This is a genomic window from Natronomonas marina (assembly GCF_024298905.1).
Taxonomy (GTDB): Archaea; Halobacteriota; Halobacteria; order Halobacteriales; family Haloarculaceae; genus Natronomonas; species Natronomonas marina.
In genome coordinates, this window is the sequence record NZ_CP101154.1 from 3,523,685 (window position 1) to 3,537,822 (window position 14,138).

The following is a 14,138-nucleotide window of genomic DNA, read 5'->3' on the forward strand; positions in this document are numbered from 1 at the left end:
GACACGGGGGAGCGAAAAAAGCCTGTGGGGCCATCCACGCCGCCACCGGGTCAGCCGGTCAGCGCCCGGAGTCGCTCGCGCAGTTCGCTCGGGCTGAACGGCTTGGCGACGTAGTCGACCTCCTCGCCGACCGCCGCCACGAGGTCCGACTCGTCGCGCCCGGTGAGAAAGACGACGGACACCGTCGAGAGCCGGTCGTCCGCCTGCACCCGGTCGTACAGGTCCAGGCCGTCGGTTCCGGGCAGCATCACGTCGAGCAGGAGGACGTCCGGGGGCGGTCCCGACTCCAGCCGTTCCCAGCAGGCGGTTCCGCTCTCGAACGCCTCGACCTCGAACTCGCCATCGAGCGTCCGGGTGACGAGCGTGCGGATGTCCTCGTCGTCCTCCGCGAGGACGACCCGTCGCGTCTCGCCCATACCGTGGTCTGAGCCCCGCCCGGGTTGTATCTATCGGCATCGCGCGACGGCGGTAGGTTCCGAAAAAACGAGCGACGAAGGCCGTCCGGGTGCGGACTACTTGCCGCGTTTGTCGTTGGCGCGGATGCTCGGGCGGGTCTTCTCGGTGCCCGTGCCGCGCTTCTGCTGGCCGCGGCCGCGCTGGCCGGCGGAGGTGCGGCCGCGGAACGCCCGGCCGCGCTGGCTGTCGTCGCATATCCAGTTCAGGTCGTCGTCGTTCTCGATGGCGCCGTGCTCCGGGTCCAGCAGGATGACCTCGAACCACTTCTGGGAGCCGTCCTCGCCGACCCAGTAGCTGTTGAGGACGCGCAGGTTGCGGAACTTCCGGCTGACGCGCTCCTCGCCGATGCGCTGGAGGTTCTTCCGGCGCGTTATCTTGTTGACGCCCTGGCGCTTCGAGCGGCGGCCGGCCTTGAAGCGCTGCTTGCGGGCGCTGCCCTTGCGGACAGACACCCGGGCGACGACGATGCCCTGCTTGGCCTTGTAGCCGAGCGAGCGGGCCTTGTCCAGCCGGGTCGGGCGCTCGATTCGCTCGATGGCGCCCTGGTCGCGCCACTCCTGCTGGCGCTGCCACTGCAGTTCGGCGAGCTTTCCTTCCTTCGGCGTCTTCCACGCCTCGCGGATGTGCGAGTAGAAGCTTCGTGCCATGTGTGTTCACCACGGGCGTTGCGTGGTTCAATTTCCCCGAGCGGGGAAATCACATCCCGACCTGCGTAGACAGGCGCCCGCTGGTGCCCGTCGTCCAGCGAGTTGTCGTGAATTCCCCGCGATATCGGTTAAGCGCTTCGAAAGCCACTGCGCTCGCGGCCGGGCGCGGTAGCACCACTGCCGACGAGGCCCGCTTTCGCAGGCCCCTCTCTGCCGGACGACCGAGTTTCGTATTGCGACATACAGTTTATACCGGCAGGTCGGGAGGAGATCCGTCACGAACGGAAAACCGGCGGAGAACGGCTCCGAATCGCCTTCAGGCCGTCTCGGCGACGCCGTCGAAGGTGTCGGCCGCCAGCGCCGCCGCCAGCGCCGTGCGGTCGACGTCGGGGGTCTCGTTGGGATACTTTCGCTCGAAGTGACCGAGCAGGTTCTCGACGTCCCGCTGGAGCAGTTCGCGGCTGTTCTCGTGGTCGGTCGGCACCGCCTGGGGCCAGTCGAATATCGTGACGCCATCGCTGGCGACGAAGACGTTGTACTCGCTCATGTCGGCGTGGACGTAGCCGGCCCGGTGGGCGGCGGCCATCTCCTCCAGAATCAACTCCAGGACGCCGACCACCTGTCCCGGGTCGAGTTTCGCCCGCGAGAGTTCGACGCCGTCGACCTTCTCCATGACGATGGCGTGGCGGTTCTGGTCGACCGGCTTGGGCACCGCAACGTCTGGATACAGTGCCTCGAGCGCCTCGTACTCCCGTTCGGCGGCCTTTCGGGCGGTGTAGAGCCACGACCGGTGTTCCTTCTCGGCGGTGTACTCCCGCTCCTTCTGGACCTCCCGGAAGTTGGTGTACCCCTCGCGGTGGTACTTCAGGGCGAGCGGTTCGAACGAGCGGGCCTCGTAGACGTCGCTCTCCTTGCCGACGCCCAGCGGCGCGCCGACGCCCTCGACGGTGTCCCGCTCGGCGAAGGCCCGCAGCGCCAGGGCGTCGTACCCCTCGAACGTCAGCCGATACCCCGTGTACTGGATGGTCTTGCGCTCGACGAGGCCGCGGTCCATACAGCGGTCGATCCGGTAGTCGACCTCCTCCTCGTCGAGTCGGGAGAACTCCGGGATCTTGCCCGCCGCGACCCACTTCGAGAAGCGCATCCCGTGTTCGAGCCCCGACAGGAGGTGGAAGTCCTCCGGTTCCAACTCGGCCATCTGCGTGGCGACGTTCTGGACCATCTCACCCTACGTAGCGCGTGCACGCCCAAAAGCGCCCCGCGTGCGGCGTCGTTTATCTGATAAACCACATATCGGGATATAGAAATCGCTGGCGCCGGATAGAGACCCACCCGAATCGAGTCGTTCGTCCACTGCACTCCCGTGTGCTTTGACGATTCGGGTGAACGTCACCGATATCCGCTAGCCATGTGAAGTATTCAATCCATGTTCGTGCGAGCTGGAGTCCCGACTGAGCATGGAGGGACCACACATGAGCGACGTACAACAGCCGATATCGACCGAGACAGCACTACGGTTGCTGGCCGAACAGCAGCGACGAAGCATCCTCCGCCGGGTGACTGACACGCCCGACGGGACGACCGTCGATCAACTCAGGAGCCACCTGGGAGGGAAAGACGCGGGAGATCCGGCCGGGAACGGGAGCGCAGGAGGTGACGGTATCCGTCTCCACCACGTCCACCTGCCGATGTTACGGGAAGCGAACGTCATCGACTACGATGCCGAGCGGGGAGTCGTGCGTCGAGGTCGGAGATTCGACGACGTGCTCTCCCTGCTGGAGGTGATCGAAGACCACCGGGAGGAGACGCCGACGGAGCTGTCCTGACCGCCGCAGTCCTCCCACGACGGGCGGGGGCTGGCCGAATAGAGGAACCGTCAGGTGTGCCTCAGCAGTCTACACACTACTCGTCGTCTCCGGTTATGGGGGATCGTCGATCCGGATTTCGACGCTGCCGTTCGATGTTACCGTGACGCCGGTACCGGCGTACCGAAACGAGACCGTCACTGACGAGGACCGTCCGTCGAGCAGCGTATCGAGTGCGTCCGTGTCGACGGTCCCGTGCAGGGGCGGCAGATCGGTCGTCCTCCGGCCGGTCGCCGCAGCAACCGCCTCGACGAGGGTCACACTTGGCCGCCCCGCCTGCGTCCAGTCGTGTCGAACCGTCGTCGGTCCCGCATCTACACTCCCGTTCCGTTCGGTCGTATCCGAATCCTCGTCCCTGTCGTTGCTCATCGTGTACTCCTTGCTGAATCTCGAAGGCCTCGATACCGTTTGGCGGGGTTCGACACCCGTCGGTATAGTCTTGTTGTGATTGTTCGGGTTAACAGAATGAGTTCACTCATACTCGTTCCCGAGTTGCCAGGTGAACAGCGCCTTCAGGACGACCACGAGGCTGTTGTTCCGGCCCGTCCCCCAGATGGCGGTTTCGTCGCGCGGTTCGGGCGGGTGTGCACCGTTGCCGTCGACGAGCACGCTCACGAGGGTCTTCTTCCAGTCCACCATCAGGAGACGACCGGCGGGCGTATCCGACCAGTCCCACAGCGACTCGAACAGTTGTGCGTCGGGGACCGCCTCGGCGAGTTCGTCCTCGGCGGACTGGGACATCTCCGCGAGCCGAATCGACGCTCCACGAGCATTCGTACTCGACAGGGCCTCGGCGATGTCGTCGGTCAGGAGCGCCTCGGCCGTCATGTAGACGACCTCGTCGTCGGCCGTCGAGACGAAATCGACCACGCGCTCGGAGACGGTGTCCCGGCCGGTCACCGTCCAGACCCCCCGCTGTTCCGCGGTGTTAGTTTCGGTTTCGAGCCTGTCGAGGGCGTCCGTCAGCGCGGTCACGCGGTGGTCGTACTCCTGCTGGAAGTGGCGGCCGGCCGTCTCGGTGGAGATGGCCCAGTAGCGCTTGGGACTCGACTGTTTGACGTCGACGAGGCCGCGGCCACGGAGTTCGTCGGCCGCGTCGTAGACGCGCGTTCGCGGCACGTCGGCCAACTCGCTCACCTCCTGGGCGGTTCCCTCGCCGAGGCTGACGAGCGCGACGAACGTCCGGGCGGCGTAGGTACTGAGGCCGAGCGCTTCGAGTTGTTCGACCGCCGTGGACCGTGTCCGATCCGATGGGTCGCGGGTCATTGACGCGTCACCGGTCTCGTGAAAACCACCGAGTGAGGTGGTTTCGGCGTGTAGCGACAGAGAGGTTGGGACCAGTTCTGCGGCTCCACGCCACTTCCCTCTCCGTGCTGCCCGTACATAGAATTACTGTGATTAAGTGAGTGAACGCCCCGGACGGTCGGGGTGCTGGGGGGTGTACGCCCCGGAATTCCCCAGAGTTGTGTGATGATTCGAGTTACACACTACAATCACGGTGCGACGTACTAAACCCCTGGGGGACCAAGGAGGTGATTGCAGTCGGGTTGGGACCAATGGACGACACCTCAAACCAGGACCAAGCGATAGAACTGCTCCAGCAACTCGGGCTCAAGGAGTACGAGGCCAAATCGTTCGTGGCGCTCGCACGCCGGCAGCGCGGGACGGCCAAGGACATCAGCGAGACCTCCGAAGTGCCCCGAACGCGCGTCTACGACGCGATTCGCGTACTGGAATCGAAGGGGCTCGTTGAGACGCAGCACTCGAACCCGCAGGTGTTTCGCGCCGTCACGATCGACGAGGCCGTCGACACCCTCCAGTCGGAGTACGTCGAGCGGACGGAGACCCTCCGGGACGCACTGGGCGGGCTCGAACCGACTGAAGAGGACCGGACGGTGGACGCGACCCACGAGGTGTGGGCTCTCTCGGGCGATCAGGGTCTCACGAGCCGGACACGGCAACTGGTCGAGGATGCGACGAGCGAGGTGATTCTCGTCATCGGCCACGAGGGTATCTTCACCGACCAGTTGGCCGGGCAGTTGCGAGCGGCTCGAGAACGCGGAGTCAACGTCATCGTCGGGGCAGTAGACGAGGAACTCCGGGACGAGATTCGGGACGCACTCCCGGGCGTCGAGGTGTTCGTGTCGGGGCTGGACTGGTTGAGCGGGTCGCCGTTCCCGTCCGACGACACGGAGATAAGCCGGCTGTTGCTGGCCGACCGCGAGGCGATTCTCGTGAGCTCCTTCACCGAAACCGACGTGGACGGCCGTAGGCACGAACAGGGCGTGTTCGGCCGCGGGTTCGACAACGGGCTGGTCGCGATAGTTCGGCGGCTGATGGCGACCGGGTTGCCGGTCGGCGACGACCCGGGCGACGGCCGGCACGATTAGTAATCCGCGGCGCTACGAGTCGGTCGAAATCGCCCGCGCCGCGGTCGTCTTGAACGCCGCGACCACCTCCCGGCCCACCTCGATGTCGAGTTCCTCGACGCTCTCCTCGGTCACGACCGACTCGACGGTCACACCGTCGGCGACATCGACCGTCACGGTGGCTATCGCCGCCTCGATCGTGAGGTCGCTGACGACGCCCGGAAGCCGGTTCCGGAGGCTCGTGGCCCCCTCCGAGCGGGGGTCCATCAGGACGACGGCGTCGGCCCGCACGGCTATCTCGACGTCCGTCGTTCCCGCCGGGACGCGGGCGGTCACCTCGCCGGCGGGCGTCCGGACCGTCGCCAGTTCGCCGTCCTGTTCGGTGACGGTCCCGGAGACGACCGACTCGGGGACGGCCGTGACGCCCGAGAGTTCGACCCGTAGCCGCTCGAAGCGCTGGATGAGGTCGACGGCCGCCGGCGTCAACTGCGTGCCGCCGCCGTCCTTGCCGCCCCGGTCCCGCCGCGTCAACTGACCGAGGGCCTCCTCGAGTTCGACCACGCGCCGCTGGAGGTGCGGGTACGACCGGCCCAGTTCCTCGGCGGCGGCGTGCATCGACCCGTGGCGGTCGATGCCGCGGAGCATCTCGACGTCGCGGCCGGTGACGGTCGTCTCCCCGACGGCGAGGTGGGGTTCGAAACCTTTCCTGAGAGTCATCGGTTGTCGTTCCTGGTCCGTACGGGTGCCATCAGTATACCAACTCCCCCGAGATGAACTTCCGGGTGCGCTCGTCCGAGGGGTTCTCGAAGACCACCTCCGTCGGGGCCACCTCGGTGATACTGTCATCGAGCAGTACGGCGACCCGGTCGGCGACGCGCTCGGCCTGGTGCATGTCGTGCGTCGCCACCACGACCCCGATGCCCCGGTCGCACGCCTTCCCGATCGCCTCCTCGATGACCGCGGTGTTCCGCGGATCCAGATCCGACGTGGGTTCGTCCAGCAACAGGACATCGGGGTCGTAGGCCAGGGCGCGAGCGAAGGCGACCCGCTGGGCCTCCCCGCCCGACAGCGAGCCCGCGTGCTGGCCCATCCTGTCGGCGAGTCCGACGACGTCCAGGGACTCCCGGACCGCGTCGGCGGTGCCGTTCGAGCCGACGACTGCGCGGAGTTCGTCCCGGAGCCGGTCGGCCCACGACCGGCGGACCCGGAGTCCGTACTCGACGTTCCGGGCGACGGAGGCGTCGAAGAGGCTCGCCGCCTGGAAGACCATCCCGACCCGTCGGCGCAACGAGAGGCGGTCGTCCTCCTCGATGGCCCAGGCGTCGGTGCCGTCGAACTCGACGGTGCCGTCGTCGGGTTCCAGCGAGAGCGCCAGCACCCGAAGCAGCGTCGTCTTCCCGACCCCCGACGGGCCGATGACGGCGAGGACCTCGCCGGGGTCGACCTCGATAGAGAGGTCCTTGAGGACCCACTCGCCGCCGTAGGCCTGCGAGACCTCGACGGCCCGGAGCATCAGCGCTGCACCCCTCTGTCCCCGTACCGGACGACGACGGTGTTGATGGCCAACACGAGCGCGAGCAGGATGCCCCCCAGCACCATCGCTGTGCGGTACTGTCCCTGACGGGCCTCCAGTTGGATGGCGGTCGTCAGCGTCCGCGTCTTCGAGATGCCGTCGGCGCTCGTGATGTTGCCGCCGACGATGAGGACGGAACCCACCTCGCTGATGGCGCGGCCGAACCCCGCAAGGACGGCCGTGGCGATGCCGTAGCGCGCCTCCTTGATGACGACGAGCGCCACGTCCAGGCGCGTCCCGCCGAGGACGTGAGCGGCGTCGCGGACGTTCTCGTCGACGCCGGTGATGGCCGCCAGGCTGATGGCCGTAATCGGCGGCGTTGCGAGCACGAACTGGGACATGATCATCGCCTCCTTCGTGAAGACGAGTTCCAGCGGCCCGAGCGGGCCCTGGTTGGAGACGGCGAACAGCACGAGCAGGCCGACGACCACGCTGGGAAAGCCCATCCCGGTGTTGATGACCGACCTGACGAGCCCCTGGCCGGGGAAGTCGGTGAACGCCATCGTGATGGCGACCGAGAGGCTGAACAGCGTGCTCAGCGTCACCGCGGTGAGGCTCACGTACAGCGAGACGTAGATGATGCTCGAGACGTAGCCGTCCCTGAACGGCAGGTCGACGACCGGCAACAGCAGGGCCGATTCCAGCGGCACGCCTACTCGTCGGCGCCGTCGCTACTCCACCCTTCCGGAACGTACTGCTGGAAGTCGGGGTCCTCCGAGACCGCCTCGGGGAAGAACAGCTGTTCGCCGTTGACCTGGTACTCGGCGATGGAGCTCTGGACGTCGGGACTCGTGATCCACCCGACGTAGGCCATCGCCAGGTCGTAGTTGGCGTTGCCGTGGACGCCGGGGTTGACCGGCATGATGCCGTAGGGGTTGGCGAGTATCTCCGGGCCGTCCTCGATGGGGCCCTGCACCAGGATGACGAGGTCGATCTCCGAGCGCTGTGAGAGGAAGGTCCCGCGGTCCGAGAGCGTGTAGGCGCCCTGCTGGTTGGCGATGTTCAGCGCCTCGCCCATCCCGCTGCCGGTCTCCTGGTACCAGTCGCCGCCGGGGTCGGCCGCCGCCGCCTCCCAGAGGTTGAGCTCCTTGGTGTGGGTCCCGGAGTTGTCCCCCCGCGAGACGAAGGTCGCCTCCGCCTCCGCGATGGCGGTCAACGCCTCCGTCGCCGAGTCCATCCCCTCGATGCCCGCCGGGTCGTCCTCCGGCCCGACGATGACGAAGTCGTTGAACATGAGGTCCCGGCGGTTGACCCCGTAGCCGTTGCGCATGAACTCGTCTTCGAGACCGCGGGCGTGGACCATCACGATGTCCGAGTCCCCGTTTCGGGCCGTCTCGAGGGCGGCGCCGGTTCCCTTGGGCACCGGGTCGACGGTGACCCCGTACATCTCCTCGAAGTCGGGGTGAATCGCGTCGAGCAGCCCCGTGTCGTAGGTGCTCGTCGTCGTCGTCAGGGTCAGCGTCTCGCCGGCGACGCCCGGCTGACTCCCGTCGCCCCCGCCGAGTTGGGCACAGCCAGCCGTGCTCGCCAGTGCTCCCGCGCCTATCGCCGTGATGAACTGTCGGCGTTGTATCGGCATGGAAACATCGTTGCGCCCGGCGTCGCATATAGCTTCCCCCGTCGGGTAACCCGAATCGATTACCCCCGTGTCGAGGACACCTGCGGTCCGCCCTCGCTGGACTCGTTTCTGCCGGTAGTGGCGCCCTGTCGAGCACGAAGCGTAGACACGAACGGTTTCGCCGGGGAACGGATCCGAACTCCGAATTCGGGTATCGTGAAGACGGGGGCCGCTCCCGGCGGCTACGTCAGGCGGGCCTCGAACGCCGCGAGGGTTTCCCCGACGGCCTCGTCGGCGGCCGGGACGCGGTCGGTCAGTGAGCAGAAGCCGTGACACAGCGACGGCGCGTGGTGGTGTTCGACGTCGACGCCGGCGTCCGCCAGTCGGTCGGCATAGGCGACCCCCTCCGAGCGGAGCGGGTCGTGGCCGGCCGTGGCGACGACCGGCGGCGCCACCCCGTCGAGGGCCGGCGCCCGCAGCGGGGCCGCCAGCGGGTTGTACCGGTCGGCGCCGCTGTCGAGGTACTGCTCCCAGAACCACGCCAGGTCCGCCCGGGTGAGCAGCGGCGCGTCGGCGTGCTCCCGGCAGGAGTCGGTGTCGAGACCCGGGTCGAGCATCGGGTAGAGGAGCAGTTGTGCGGCCAGCGAGCGGTCCCGCTCGCGCGCCCGAAGTGCGGTCGCGGCGGCCAGCCCCCCGCCGGCGCTCGTCCCACCGACCGCGACGGTGCCGTCGCCGCCCAGCGACTCGGCGTGGTCGTCGGCCCACTCGAAAGCGGCCCACGCGTCCTCGACGGCCGCCGGGAAGGGGTGTTCCGGCGCCAGCCGGTAGTCGACCGACAGGACGAGACAGCCGGCCCGCTCGGCCACCTCGGTGCAGACGCCCTCGACGGAGTCGAGCGTCCCGAGCGTCCAGCCGCCGCCGTGATAGAAGACGACCGTCGGGAGCGGTCCCGCCGCCGGCCGGTAGCTCCGCACCGGTAGTTCGCCGCCGGGGCCGTCGATGGCGAACGCCCGGACGGTGCAGTCGTGGGCGGCGTCGCTCGAGAACAGTTCGTCCTCGAGCCGTCTTGCGCCCTCGACGGACAGCGCGTGCCACGGCGGGACGTCGGGGAGTTCGTCGAGGACCGCCTCGAGGTCGGAATCCATACGGGCCGCTCGGCTGCCGGGAAAAAGCCACTTGTGGACGCCAGCCCACGTCGGCCCATGGACACGAGCCGCGGGTACGCCCGGGAGTGCGACGAGGCCGACCCGCTCTCGGCCTTCGCCGACCGCTTCGACGCCCCGGGCTGCTACATGGACGGCAACTCGCTGGGGCCCGTCTCGCGGGACGCCGAGCGGACGCTCGAACGGGTCCGCGAGGAGTGGCGGGACCTCGCCATCGAGGGCTGGACGGACGGCGACCCGCCGTGGTTCGACTACGCCGAACGGCTCGGCGACCGGCTGGCGGGGCTGGTCGGCGCCTCCGCCGGCGAATGCGTCGTCGCCAACTCCACGACGGTCAACATCCACGCGCTCGTCGACACGTTCCTCGACGGCGGCCGCATCGTCGTCAACGAACTCGACTTTCCCTCCGACCACTACGCGCTCCGGGCGCAGTTGCGGCGCCGGGGGCTCGACCCCGACGACCACCTCGTCGTCGTCGAGTCCCGCGACGGCCGCACCATCGAGGAGGCCGACGTGGTCGACGCCCTCGGCGGCGACGTCGACCTCCTGTTCATGCCCTCGGTGCTGTATCGGTCGGGCCAGTTGCTCGACGTCGAGCGACTGACCGAGGCGGCCCACGACCACGGCGCGCTGGCGGGGTTCGACCTCGCGCACTCCGTCGGCGTCGTCGACCACGACCTCTCGGCGGCCGGCGTCGACTTCGCCGTCTGGTGTCACTACAAGTACTGCAACGCCGGTCCCGGCGCGCCCGGCGGTCTGTACGTCGACGAGCGGCACTTCGACCGCCGGCCCGCACTGCCGGGGTGGTGGGGCCACGAGAAGGCCACCCAGTTCGAGATGAACCTCGAGTTCACGCCGGCGGCCGACGCCGGCGCCTACCAGATCGGCACGCCGCCGGTGCTCGCCGTGGCGCCGCTGGAGGGCGCACTCGACGTCGTCGAGGCGGCGGGCATCGGGACCATCCGGGAGAAGTCGGTCGCGCTCACCGACTACCTGATCGGTCTCGTCGACGAGCGACTGCCGGCGTGTTCGGTCGGGACGCCCCGCGACCCGGCCCGGCGCGGCGGCCACGTCGCCGTCGAGCACCCCGACGCCGAGCGGGTCAGCGCCGCCCTGAAGGAGCGCGACGTGGTGGTCGACTACCGCCCGCCGAACGTGATCCGGGTCTGTCCGTCGCCGCTGTACACGGGGTTCGAGGACGTCCACCGGGCGGTCGAGCGGCTCCGGTCGGTTCTCGACGAGGGTGCCCACGAGACGGTCGACCTCGACGCCGACGTGACCTGAGTCGGGGCGCGGGCGAGGCCGCGGGGCCGTCTACCGACACCCGTCCGTCGCGGTCGTCACTTCTCGTCCTGCAGGTCCTCGGCGTACGCCCGGACCACCTCGTCGTCGAACTGCTCGAGCATCCGCCGCTGTCCCTCCCGGTCGCGGCGGCGGCGCTCGTCGGCGTCGACCTCGCGGGCGAGGTAGCCGGCCTTCAGTTCCGCCAGCGCGGTCTCGGCGAGGTCGGGGTCGACACCGTCGACGAGGACGTCCTCCTCGAACCACTCGCGGGTGTGCTCGTCCCAGTCGTCGCCGCCGTAGCGGCCCTCGTGGACCACCCAGTCGACGTACTGGTCGGCGACGCCCGGCCAGTACCGCGCGGCGACGTCGTCCCGAATCAGCGAGACGGCCGCGCGCGCGCCGTGGCCGGCGTTGACGAGCGCCTGGTGGACGGTCTCGGTCGTCATCCACCCGGCCCCGTAGAGCCCCTCGATGGCGGTCCGGCCGTGGTCGGTTTCGGCCATGCCGAACTCGTCGCCGGTCTCTATCTCGTCGACGAACGGCGCGAACATGTCGCCGTCGTAGGCCGTCGCCGCCAGGACGTACCGGGTCCGGTACTCGCCCTCGTCGCTCTCGACGCGGAAGCCGCCGACCCCGGGCGCCTCGCCGCCGTCCTCCGTCCGCGGCTCCTCGATGTCGACCCGTTCGACCGTCTCGACGGCCTCCTCCCGGACGACGCCGCCCTCGTGGGTCACCTGCGCCCGGCCCAGCGCGAGGAACCGCTGGGGGGTGATGCCGCCCGGGAAGCCGAGGAAGTTCTCCAGGACGGCGCACTGGCCGATGGCCGACTTGCCGCGAGCGAGAACGAGCGTCTCCAGGCCGTACCGCGCCAGGAACACCGCCGCCGACAGGCCGGCGGCCCCGCCGCCGACGACGACGGCGTCCCACTCGACCGCCGACCCGGGGGCGGCCGCGGCGGTCCGTCCCGGCCCCACCGTCATTCCAGGTCCCCCCGCACGATGGCCGCGACGCGCTCGCGGTCGAACAGCGGGTCGGCGGGCCGCTCGCCGAAGCCGGGGAACTCGCCGAACCGGTCGGGGTACTGCTGGGTGGCGAACAGTTCCGTCTGGAACAGCGAGAGGATGGGCCCCTGCTCGGCGCTGCCGCCGCGGTATATCTCGCCGTTCCGGACGGCGGTCACCTCGCTGCCGACCGGGTGCTCGCGCATCGGCTCGACGAACTCCGACTCGAAGGCGTCGGGGTCGTCCTGCAGCCGCCAGTGGAAGACGACGAGTTCGGGGTCGGCCTCCAGCAGCGCCTCGTAGTCGATGCGCGTGAACACGCCCCGGTTGTCGTCGGTGTACTCCGCGAGGGCGTTGCCGACGCCGAGGTCCCGGTACTGCTTGGTCTCGTAGCCGAGCCGGGTCGGGTCCATCGCGAAGAACTCCCCCTTCGTGGGATCGGAGCCGCCGGCCAGCAACGCGACGGACGGCCGCTCCTCCGCCGGCGGCAGCCGTTCCTCGATGCGGGCCTGGACGTCCGCGTGGAGGTCGACCCAGGCGTCGTAGCGGTCCCGCCGCTGGAAGACCTGCGCCACGCGTTCGAGGACCTCGTACAGCGAGTAGAACCGGTAGTCCCGCGGTAGCTTCCGGCGGGCGAAACTGCCGAAGAAGGGTGCGACCCGCTCGCTGATCCTCTCGACGTCCTCCTCGCTCCAGTCGAAGTAGAATTTCGGGACCCGGGGGTCGAGGAGGTGGAGGTCGGCGGCCATCTCGTAGAAGGTCTCCTCGTCGATTGAGCCGCCGCCCCGGATGTCGGTAACCCCGTCGGCGGCCGGAACCGGTACGTCCGGGAGCTGGCCGTAGAACAGTTCCCGCATCGGCGTGAGGTACCTGCCGGGACGGTCGAGCCCGACCAGCCCGTCGCCGACCCCGAGCGCGAAGGCGACGTCGGCGTACCCCATCTTGTAGGTGACCCACCGCTCGGGGACGGACTCGAAGGTGACCTCGCCGACCGGCTCGATGCTGGCGGTGTAGGGCGTCTCGACCGTCGAGGTCGGCGTTCCGGTCGTCGAGTCCGCCGGTCCCGGGGGAGGGTCGTCGCCGCCCCGTTCCGCGCAACCGGCCAAGAGCGCCGCGCCCCCGGCCACGCCGGTCAGTACCGACCGCCTGCTCCGCCGGGTCACCGCGACCACCGCCGGCGCGCGAGCGCAGTTGCGACCACGGACGCGAGCGCCACGACCCCCACGAACGGGCCGAACCCGTCGCCGCTCCCGTCCGTCCCGGTCGCGGCCTCGGTCGGCGTCGCCGTCGGTCCCGCGTCCGCTCCCGCGGCCGCCGTCGGTGTCGGCGTTGCCGTCGTCGTCGAAGGCCGTTCGGTGCCGGCCTCGATCGCCGTCGGTGTCGGCGTTGCCGTCGGCGTCGGGGTCGACGTTGCAGTCGCCGTTACCGTCGGCGTCGCTGTTGCCGTCGGGGTCGGGGTCGGTTCGGACGGCGGCGGACCCAGTCGGGATCGGGCCTGGCTTTCGTTCTCGCAGTCGCAGATCCAGACGTAGTGGGAGGTGTAGGTCTCCGATTCGTTCTCGGCGCCCGTGAACATCGACTCCATCAGGTACCAGCCGGGGTCGTCGGGGTTCTGGAGGCAGTCGGCGACCGAGAGGACCAACTGGTCGCCGGCCGCGAGGTTGGTCGACGTGCCGAGCGGGTCGCTTCGGTCGTTGAACTCGATCACGACCTCGTGGGTGGAGCGCTGCGTGCCGGCGACGTACTGGAACAGCGACTCGTCGACGGTCGCGCCGCCGGCGTCGTCGTCGCGGTCGATGCCCAGCGACCGCACGTCCGAGGTGTAACACTTGCTCGGGACGCCGGCGGGGTACCGGAAGGCCGCCTCCTCGAGGTAGCCGATGTCGACGGTGTTGACCGACAGAAGCGCCGCGGAGGCGTTGTTCTCTCCGGGTTCGTGGTCCGCTGGGCCGTCGAAGTCGACCGTGTAGTTGCCGGTGCCGCCGTGGCTGGCGCTGGCCCCGCCCGCGAACGCGACGAGGCCGAACAGTACCACGACGGCACAGGCCGCCAGTCGTCGCCACCGGTTCGATCCGCCGGAGGCCCGCCCCCCGAGGGACGGGTCGCCGGCGCCCGGTTCGGACGCTGTGCGTTGGCCGGCAGGAAGCCAGCCGTTCCGAGGGTTCCGTTCGTCTGTCATATTTTTAGGCTAGCCTAAAAAATAATAGTAGTTCCGGTTTCGG

16 protein-coding genes are annotated in these 14,138 nt (G+C 69.0%); 3 read left to right on the forward strand and 13 right to left on the reverse strand.

The window, feature by feature from the left end; all coding sequences use genetic code 11:
- Window positions 1-50 precede the first annotated feature (50 nt).
- From NLF94_RS18395 to NLF94_RS18405, 3 genes are all read right to left on the reverse strand, one after another.
- Window positions 51-416 (reverse strand): response regulator transcription factor, encoded by a 366-nt coding sequence (locus NLF94_RS18395; protein ID WP_254839094.1) that lies wholly within the window; start codon window positions 414-416, stop codon window positions 51-53.
- 96 nt (window positions 417-512) lie between these two features.
- Window positions 513-1,103, reverse strand: coding sequence for a 50S ribosomal protein L15e (locus NLF94_RS18400; RefSeq protein ID WP_254839095.1), 591 nt, complete (start codon window positions 1,101-1,103; stop codon window positions 513-515).
- 316 nt (window positions 1,104-1,419) lie between these two features.
- Window positions 1,420-2,325, reverse strand: coding sequence for a serine/threonine-protein kinase RIO2 (locus tag NLF94_RS18405; protein ID WP_254839096.1), 906 nt, complete (start codon window positions 2,323-2,325; stop codon window positions 1,420-1,422).
- A 250-nt stretch (window positions 2,326-2,575) separates the two neighbouring features.
- On the opposite strand from NLF94_RS18405, the gene NLF94_RS18410 reads away from it, so the two are divergent.
- On the forward strand, window positions 2,576-2,929 hold the full coding sequence (locus NLF94_RS18410; protein ID WP_254839097.1) for a DUF7344 domain-containing protein: 354 nt from the start codon (window positions 2,576-2,578) through the stop codon (window positions 2,927-2,929).
- A gap of 93 nt (window positions 2,930-3,022) precedes the next feature.
- Here the strand turns inward: NLF94_RS18410 and ddfA are convergent, their stop codons facing one another.
- Together ddfA and NLF94_RS18420 are read right to left on the reverse strand one after the other, a co-directional pair.
- Window positions 3,023-3,337: a DdfA family disk-determining factor gene (gene ddfA / locus NLF94_RS18415; RefSeq protein WP_254839098.1), complete on the reverse strand. Its 315-nt coding sequence runs from the start codon at window positions 3,335-3,337 to the stop codon at window positions 3,023-3,025.
- 102 nt (window positions 3,338-3,439) lie between these two features.
- A complete protein-coding gene (locus NLF94_RS18420) occupies window positions 3,440-4,234 on the reverse strand; it encodes a TrmB family transcriptional regulator (RefSeq protein WP_254839099.1) in 795 nt (264 codons plus the stop codon).
- A 290-nt stretch (window positions 4,235-4,524) separates the two neighbouring features.
- Between NLF94_RS18420 and NLF94_RS18425 the strand changes: the two genes are divergently transcribed.
- Window positions 4,525-5,358: a TrmB family transcriptional regulator gene (locus NLF94_RS18425; protein ID WP_254839100.1), complete on the forward strand. Its 834-nt coding sequence runs from the start codon at window positions 4,525-4,527 to the stop codon at window positions 5,356-5,358.
- Between the two features lie 12 nt (window positions 5,359-5,370).
- Here NLF94_RS18425 and NLF94_RS18430 read toward each other — a convergent pair whose 3' ends face one another.
- From NLF94_RS18430 to NLF94_RS18450, 5 genes are all read right to left on the reverse strand, one after another.
- A complete protein-coding gene (locus NLF94_RS18430; protein ID WP_254839101.1) occupies window positions 5,371-6,054 on the reverse strand; it encodes a TOBE domain-containing protein in 684 nt (227 codons plus the stop codon).
- A gap of 31 nt (window positions 6,055-6,085) precedes the next feature.
- Window positions 6,086-6,850: an ABC transporter ATP-binding protein gene (locus NLF94_RS18435; RefSeq protein WP_254839102.1), complete on the reverse strand. Its 765-nt coding sequence runs from the start codon at window positions 6,848-6,850 to the stop codon at window positions 6,086-6,088.
- Window positions 6,850-7,560 (reverse strand): ABC transporter permease, encoded by a 711-nt coding sequence (locus tag NLF94_RS18440; protein WP_254839103.1) that lies wholly within the window; start codon window positions 7,558-7,560, stop codon window positions 6,850-6,852. The genes NLF94_RS18435 and NLF94_RS18440 overlap by 1 nt, the downstream gene beginning before the upstream one ends.
- A 2-nt stretch (window positions 7,561-7,562) precedes the next feature.
- Entirely contained in the window at window positions 7,563-8,489 is a 927-nt protein-coding gene (locus NLF94_RS18445; RefSeq protein WP_254839104.1) for an ABC transporter substrate-binding protein, read from the reverse strand.
- 221 nt (window positions 8,490-8,710) lie between these two features.
- Window positions 8,711-9,613, reverse strand: a complete 903-nt coding sequence (locus NLF94_RS18450) for an alpha/beta hydrolase (protein ID WP_254839105.1) — start codon at window positions 9,611-9,613, stop codon at window positions 8,711-8,713.
- 57 nt (window positions 9,614-9,670) lie between these two features.
- Between NLF94_RS18450 and kynU the strand changes: the two genes are divergently transcribed.
- Window positions 9,671-10,915, forward strand: a complete 1,245-nt coding sequence (gene kynU, locus NLF94_RS18455; protein ID WP_254839106.1) for a kynureninase — start codon at window positions 9,671-9,673, stop codon at window positions 10,913-10,915.
- 56 nt (window positions 10,916-10,971) lie between these two features.
- Here the strand turns inward: kynU and NLF94_RS18460 are convergent, their stop codons facing one another.
- Genes NLF94_RS18460 through NLF94_RS18470 form a run of 3 tightly spaced genes read right to left on the reverse strand, consistent with a single transcriptional unit; the run spans window position 10,972 to window position 14,095 of the window.
- Window positions 10,972-11,895: an FAD-binding protein gene (locus NLF94_RS18460; RefSeq protein WP_254839107.1), complete on the reverse strand. Its 924-nt coding sequence runs from the start codon at window positions 11,893-11,895 to the stop codon at window positions 10,972-10,974.
- Window positions 11,892-13,079: an ABC transporter substrate-binding protein gene (locus tag NLF94_RS18465; RefSeq protein WP_254839108.1), complete on the reverse strand. Its 1,188-nt coding sequence runs from the start codon at window positions 13,077-13,079 to the stop codon at window positions 11,892-11,894. The genes NLF94_RS18460 and NLF94_RS18465 overlap by 4 nt, the downstream gene beginning before the upstream one ends.
- Window positions 13,076-14,095, reverse strand: a complete 1,020-nt coding sequence (locus NLF94_RS18470) for a hypothetical protein (RefSeq protein ID WP_254839109.1) — start codon at window positions 14,093-14,095, stop codon at window positions 13,076-13,078. Before NLF94_RS18470 ends, NLF94_RS18465 begins: the two co-directional genes overlap by 4 nt.
- Window positions 14,096-14,138: the final 43 nt, after the last annotated feature.

Excerpts from the sequence above, each read along its gene's own strand:
- NLF94_RS18395 (WP_254839094.1), bottom strand. The coding sequence starts at position 416 with ATGGGCGAGACGCGACGGGTCGTCCTCGCGGAGGACGACGAGGACATC.
- NLF94_RS18400 (WP_254839095.1), bottom strand. The coding sequence starts at position 1,103 with ATGGCACGAAGCTTCTACTCGCACATCCGCGAGGCGTGGAAGACGCCG.
- NLF94_RS18405 (WP_254839096.1), bottom strand. The coding sequence starts at position 2,325 with ATGGTCCAGAACGTCGCCACGCAGATGGCCGAGTTGGAACCGGAGGAC.
- NLF94_RS18410 (WP_254839097.1), top strand. The coding sequence starts at position 2,576 with ATGAGCGACGTACAACAGCCGATATCGACCGAGACAGCACTACGGTTG.
- ddfA (WP_254839098.1), bottom strand. The coding sequence starts at position 3,337 with ATGAGCAACGACAGGGACGAGGATTCGGATACGACCGAACGGAACGGG.
- NLF94_RS18420 (WP_254839099.1), bottom strand. The coding sequence starts at position 4,234 with ATGACCCGCGACCCATCGGATCGGACACGGTCCACGGCGGTCGAACAA.
- NLF94_RS18425 (WP_254839100.1), top strand. The coding sequence starts at position 4,525 with ATGGACGACACCTCAAACCAGGACCAAGCGATAGAACTGCTCCAGCAA.
- NLF94_RS18430 (WP_254839101.1), bottom strand. The coding sequence starts at position 6,054 with ATGACTCTCAGGAAAGGTTTCGAACCCCACCTCGCCGTCGGGGAGACG.
- NLF94_RS18435 (WP_254839102.1), bottom strand. The coding sequence starts at position 6,850 with ATGCTCCGGGCCGTCGAGGTCTCGCAGGCCTACGGCGGCGAGTGGGTC.
- NLF94_RS18445 (WP_254839104.1), bottom strand. The coding sequence starts at position 8,489 with ATGCCGATACAACGCCGACAGTTCATCACGGCGATAGGCGCGGGAGCA.
- NLF94_RS18450 (WP_254839105.1), bottom strand. The coding sequence starts at position 9,613 with ATGGATTCCGACCTCGAGGCGGTCCTCGACGAACTCCCCGACGTCCCG.
- kynU (WP_254839106.1), top strand. The coding sequence starts at position 9,671 with ATGGACACGAGCCGCGGGTACGCCCGGGAGTGCGACGAGGCCGACCCG.
- NLF94_RS18460 (WP_254839107.1), bottom strand. The coding sequence starts at position 11,895 with ATGACGGTGGGGCCGGGACGGACCGCCGCGGCCGCCCCCGGGTCGGCG.
- NLF94_RS18470 (WP_254839109.1), bottom strand. The coding sequence starts at position 14,095 with ATGACAGACGAACGGAACCCTCGGAACGGCTGGCTTCCTGCCGGCCAA.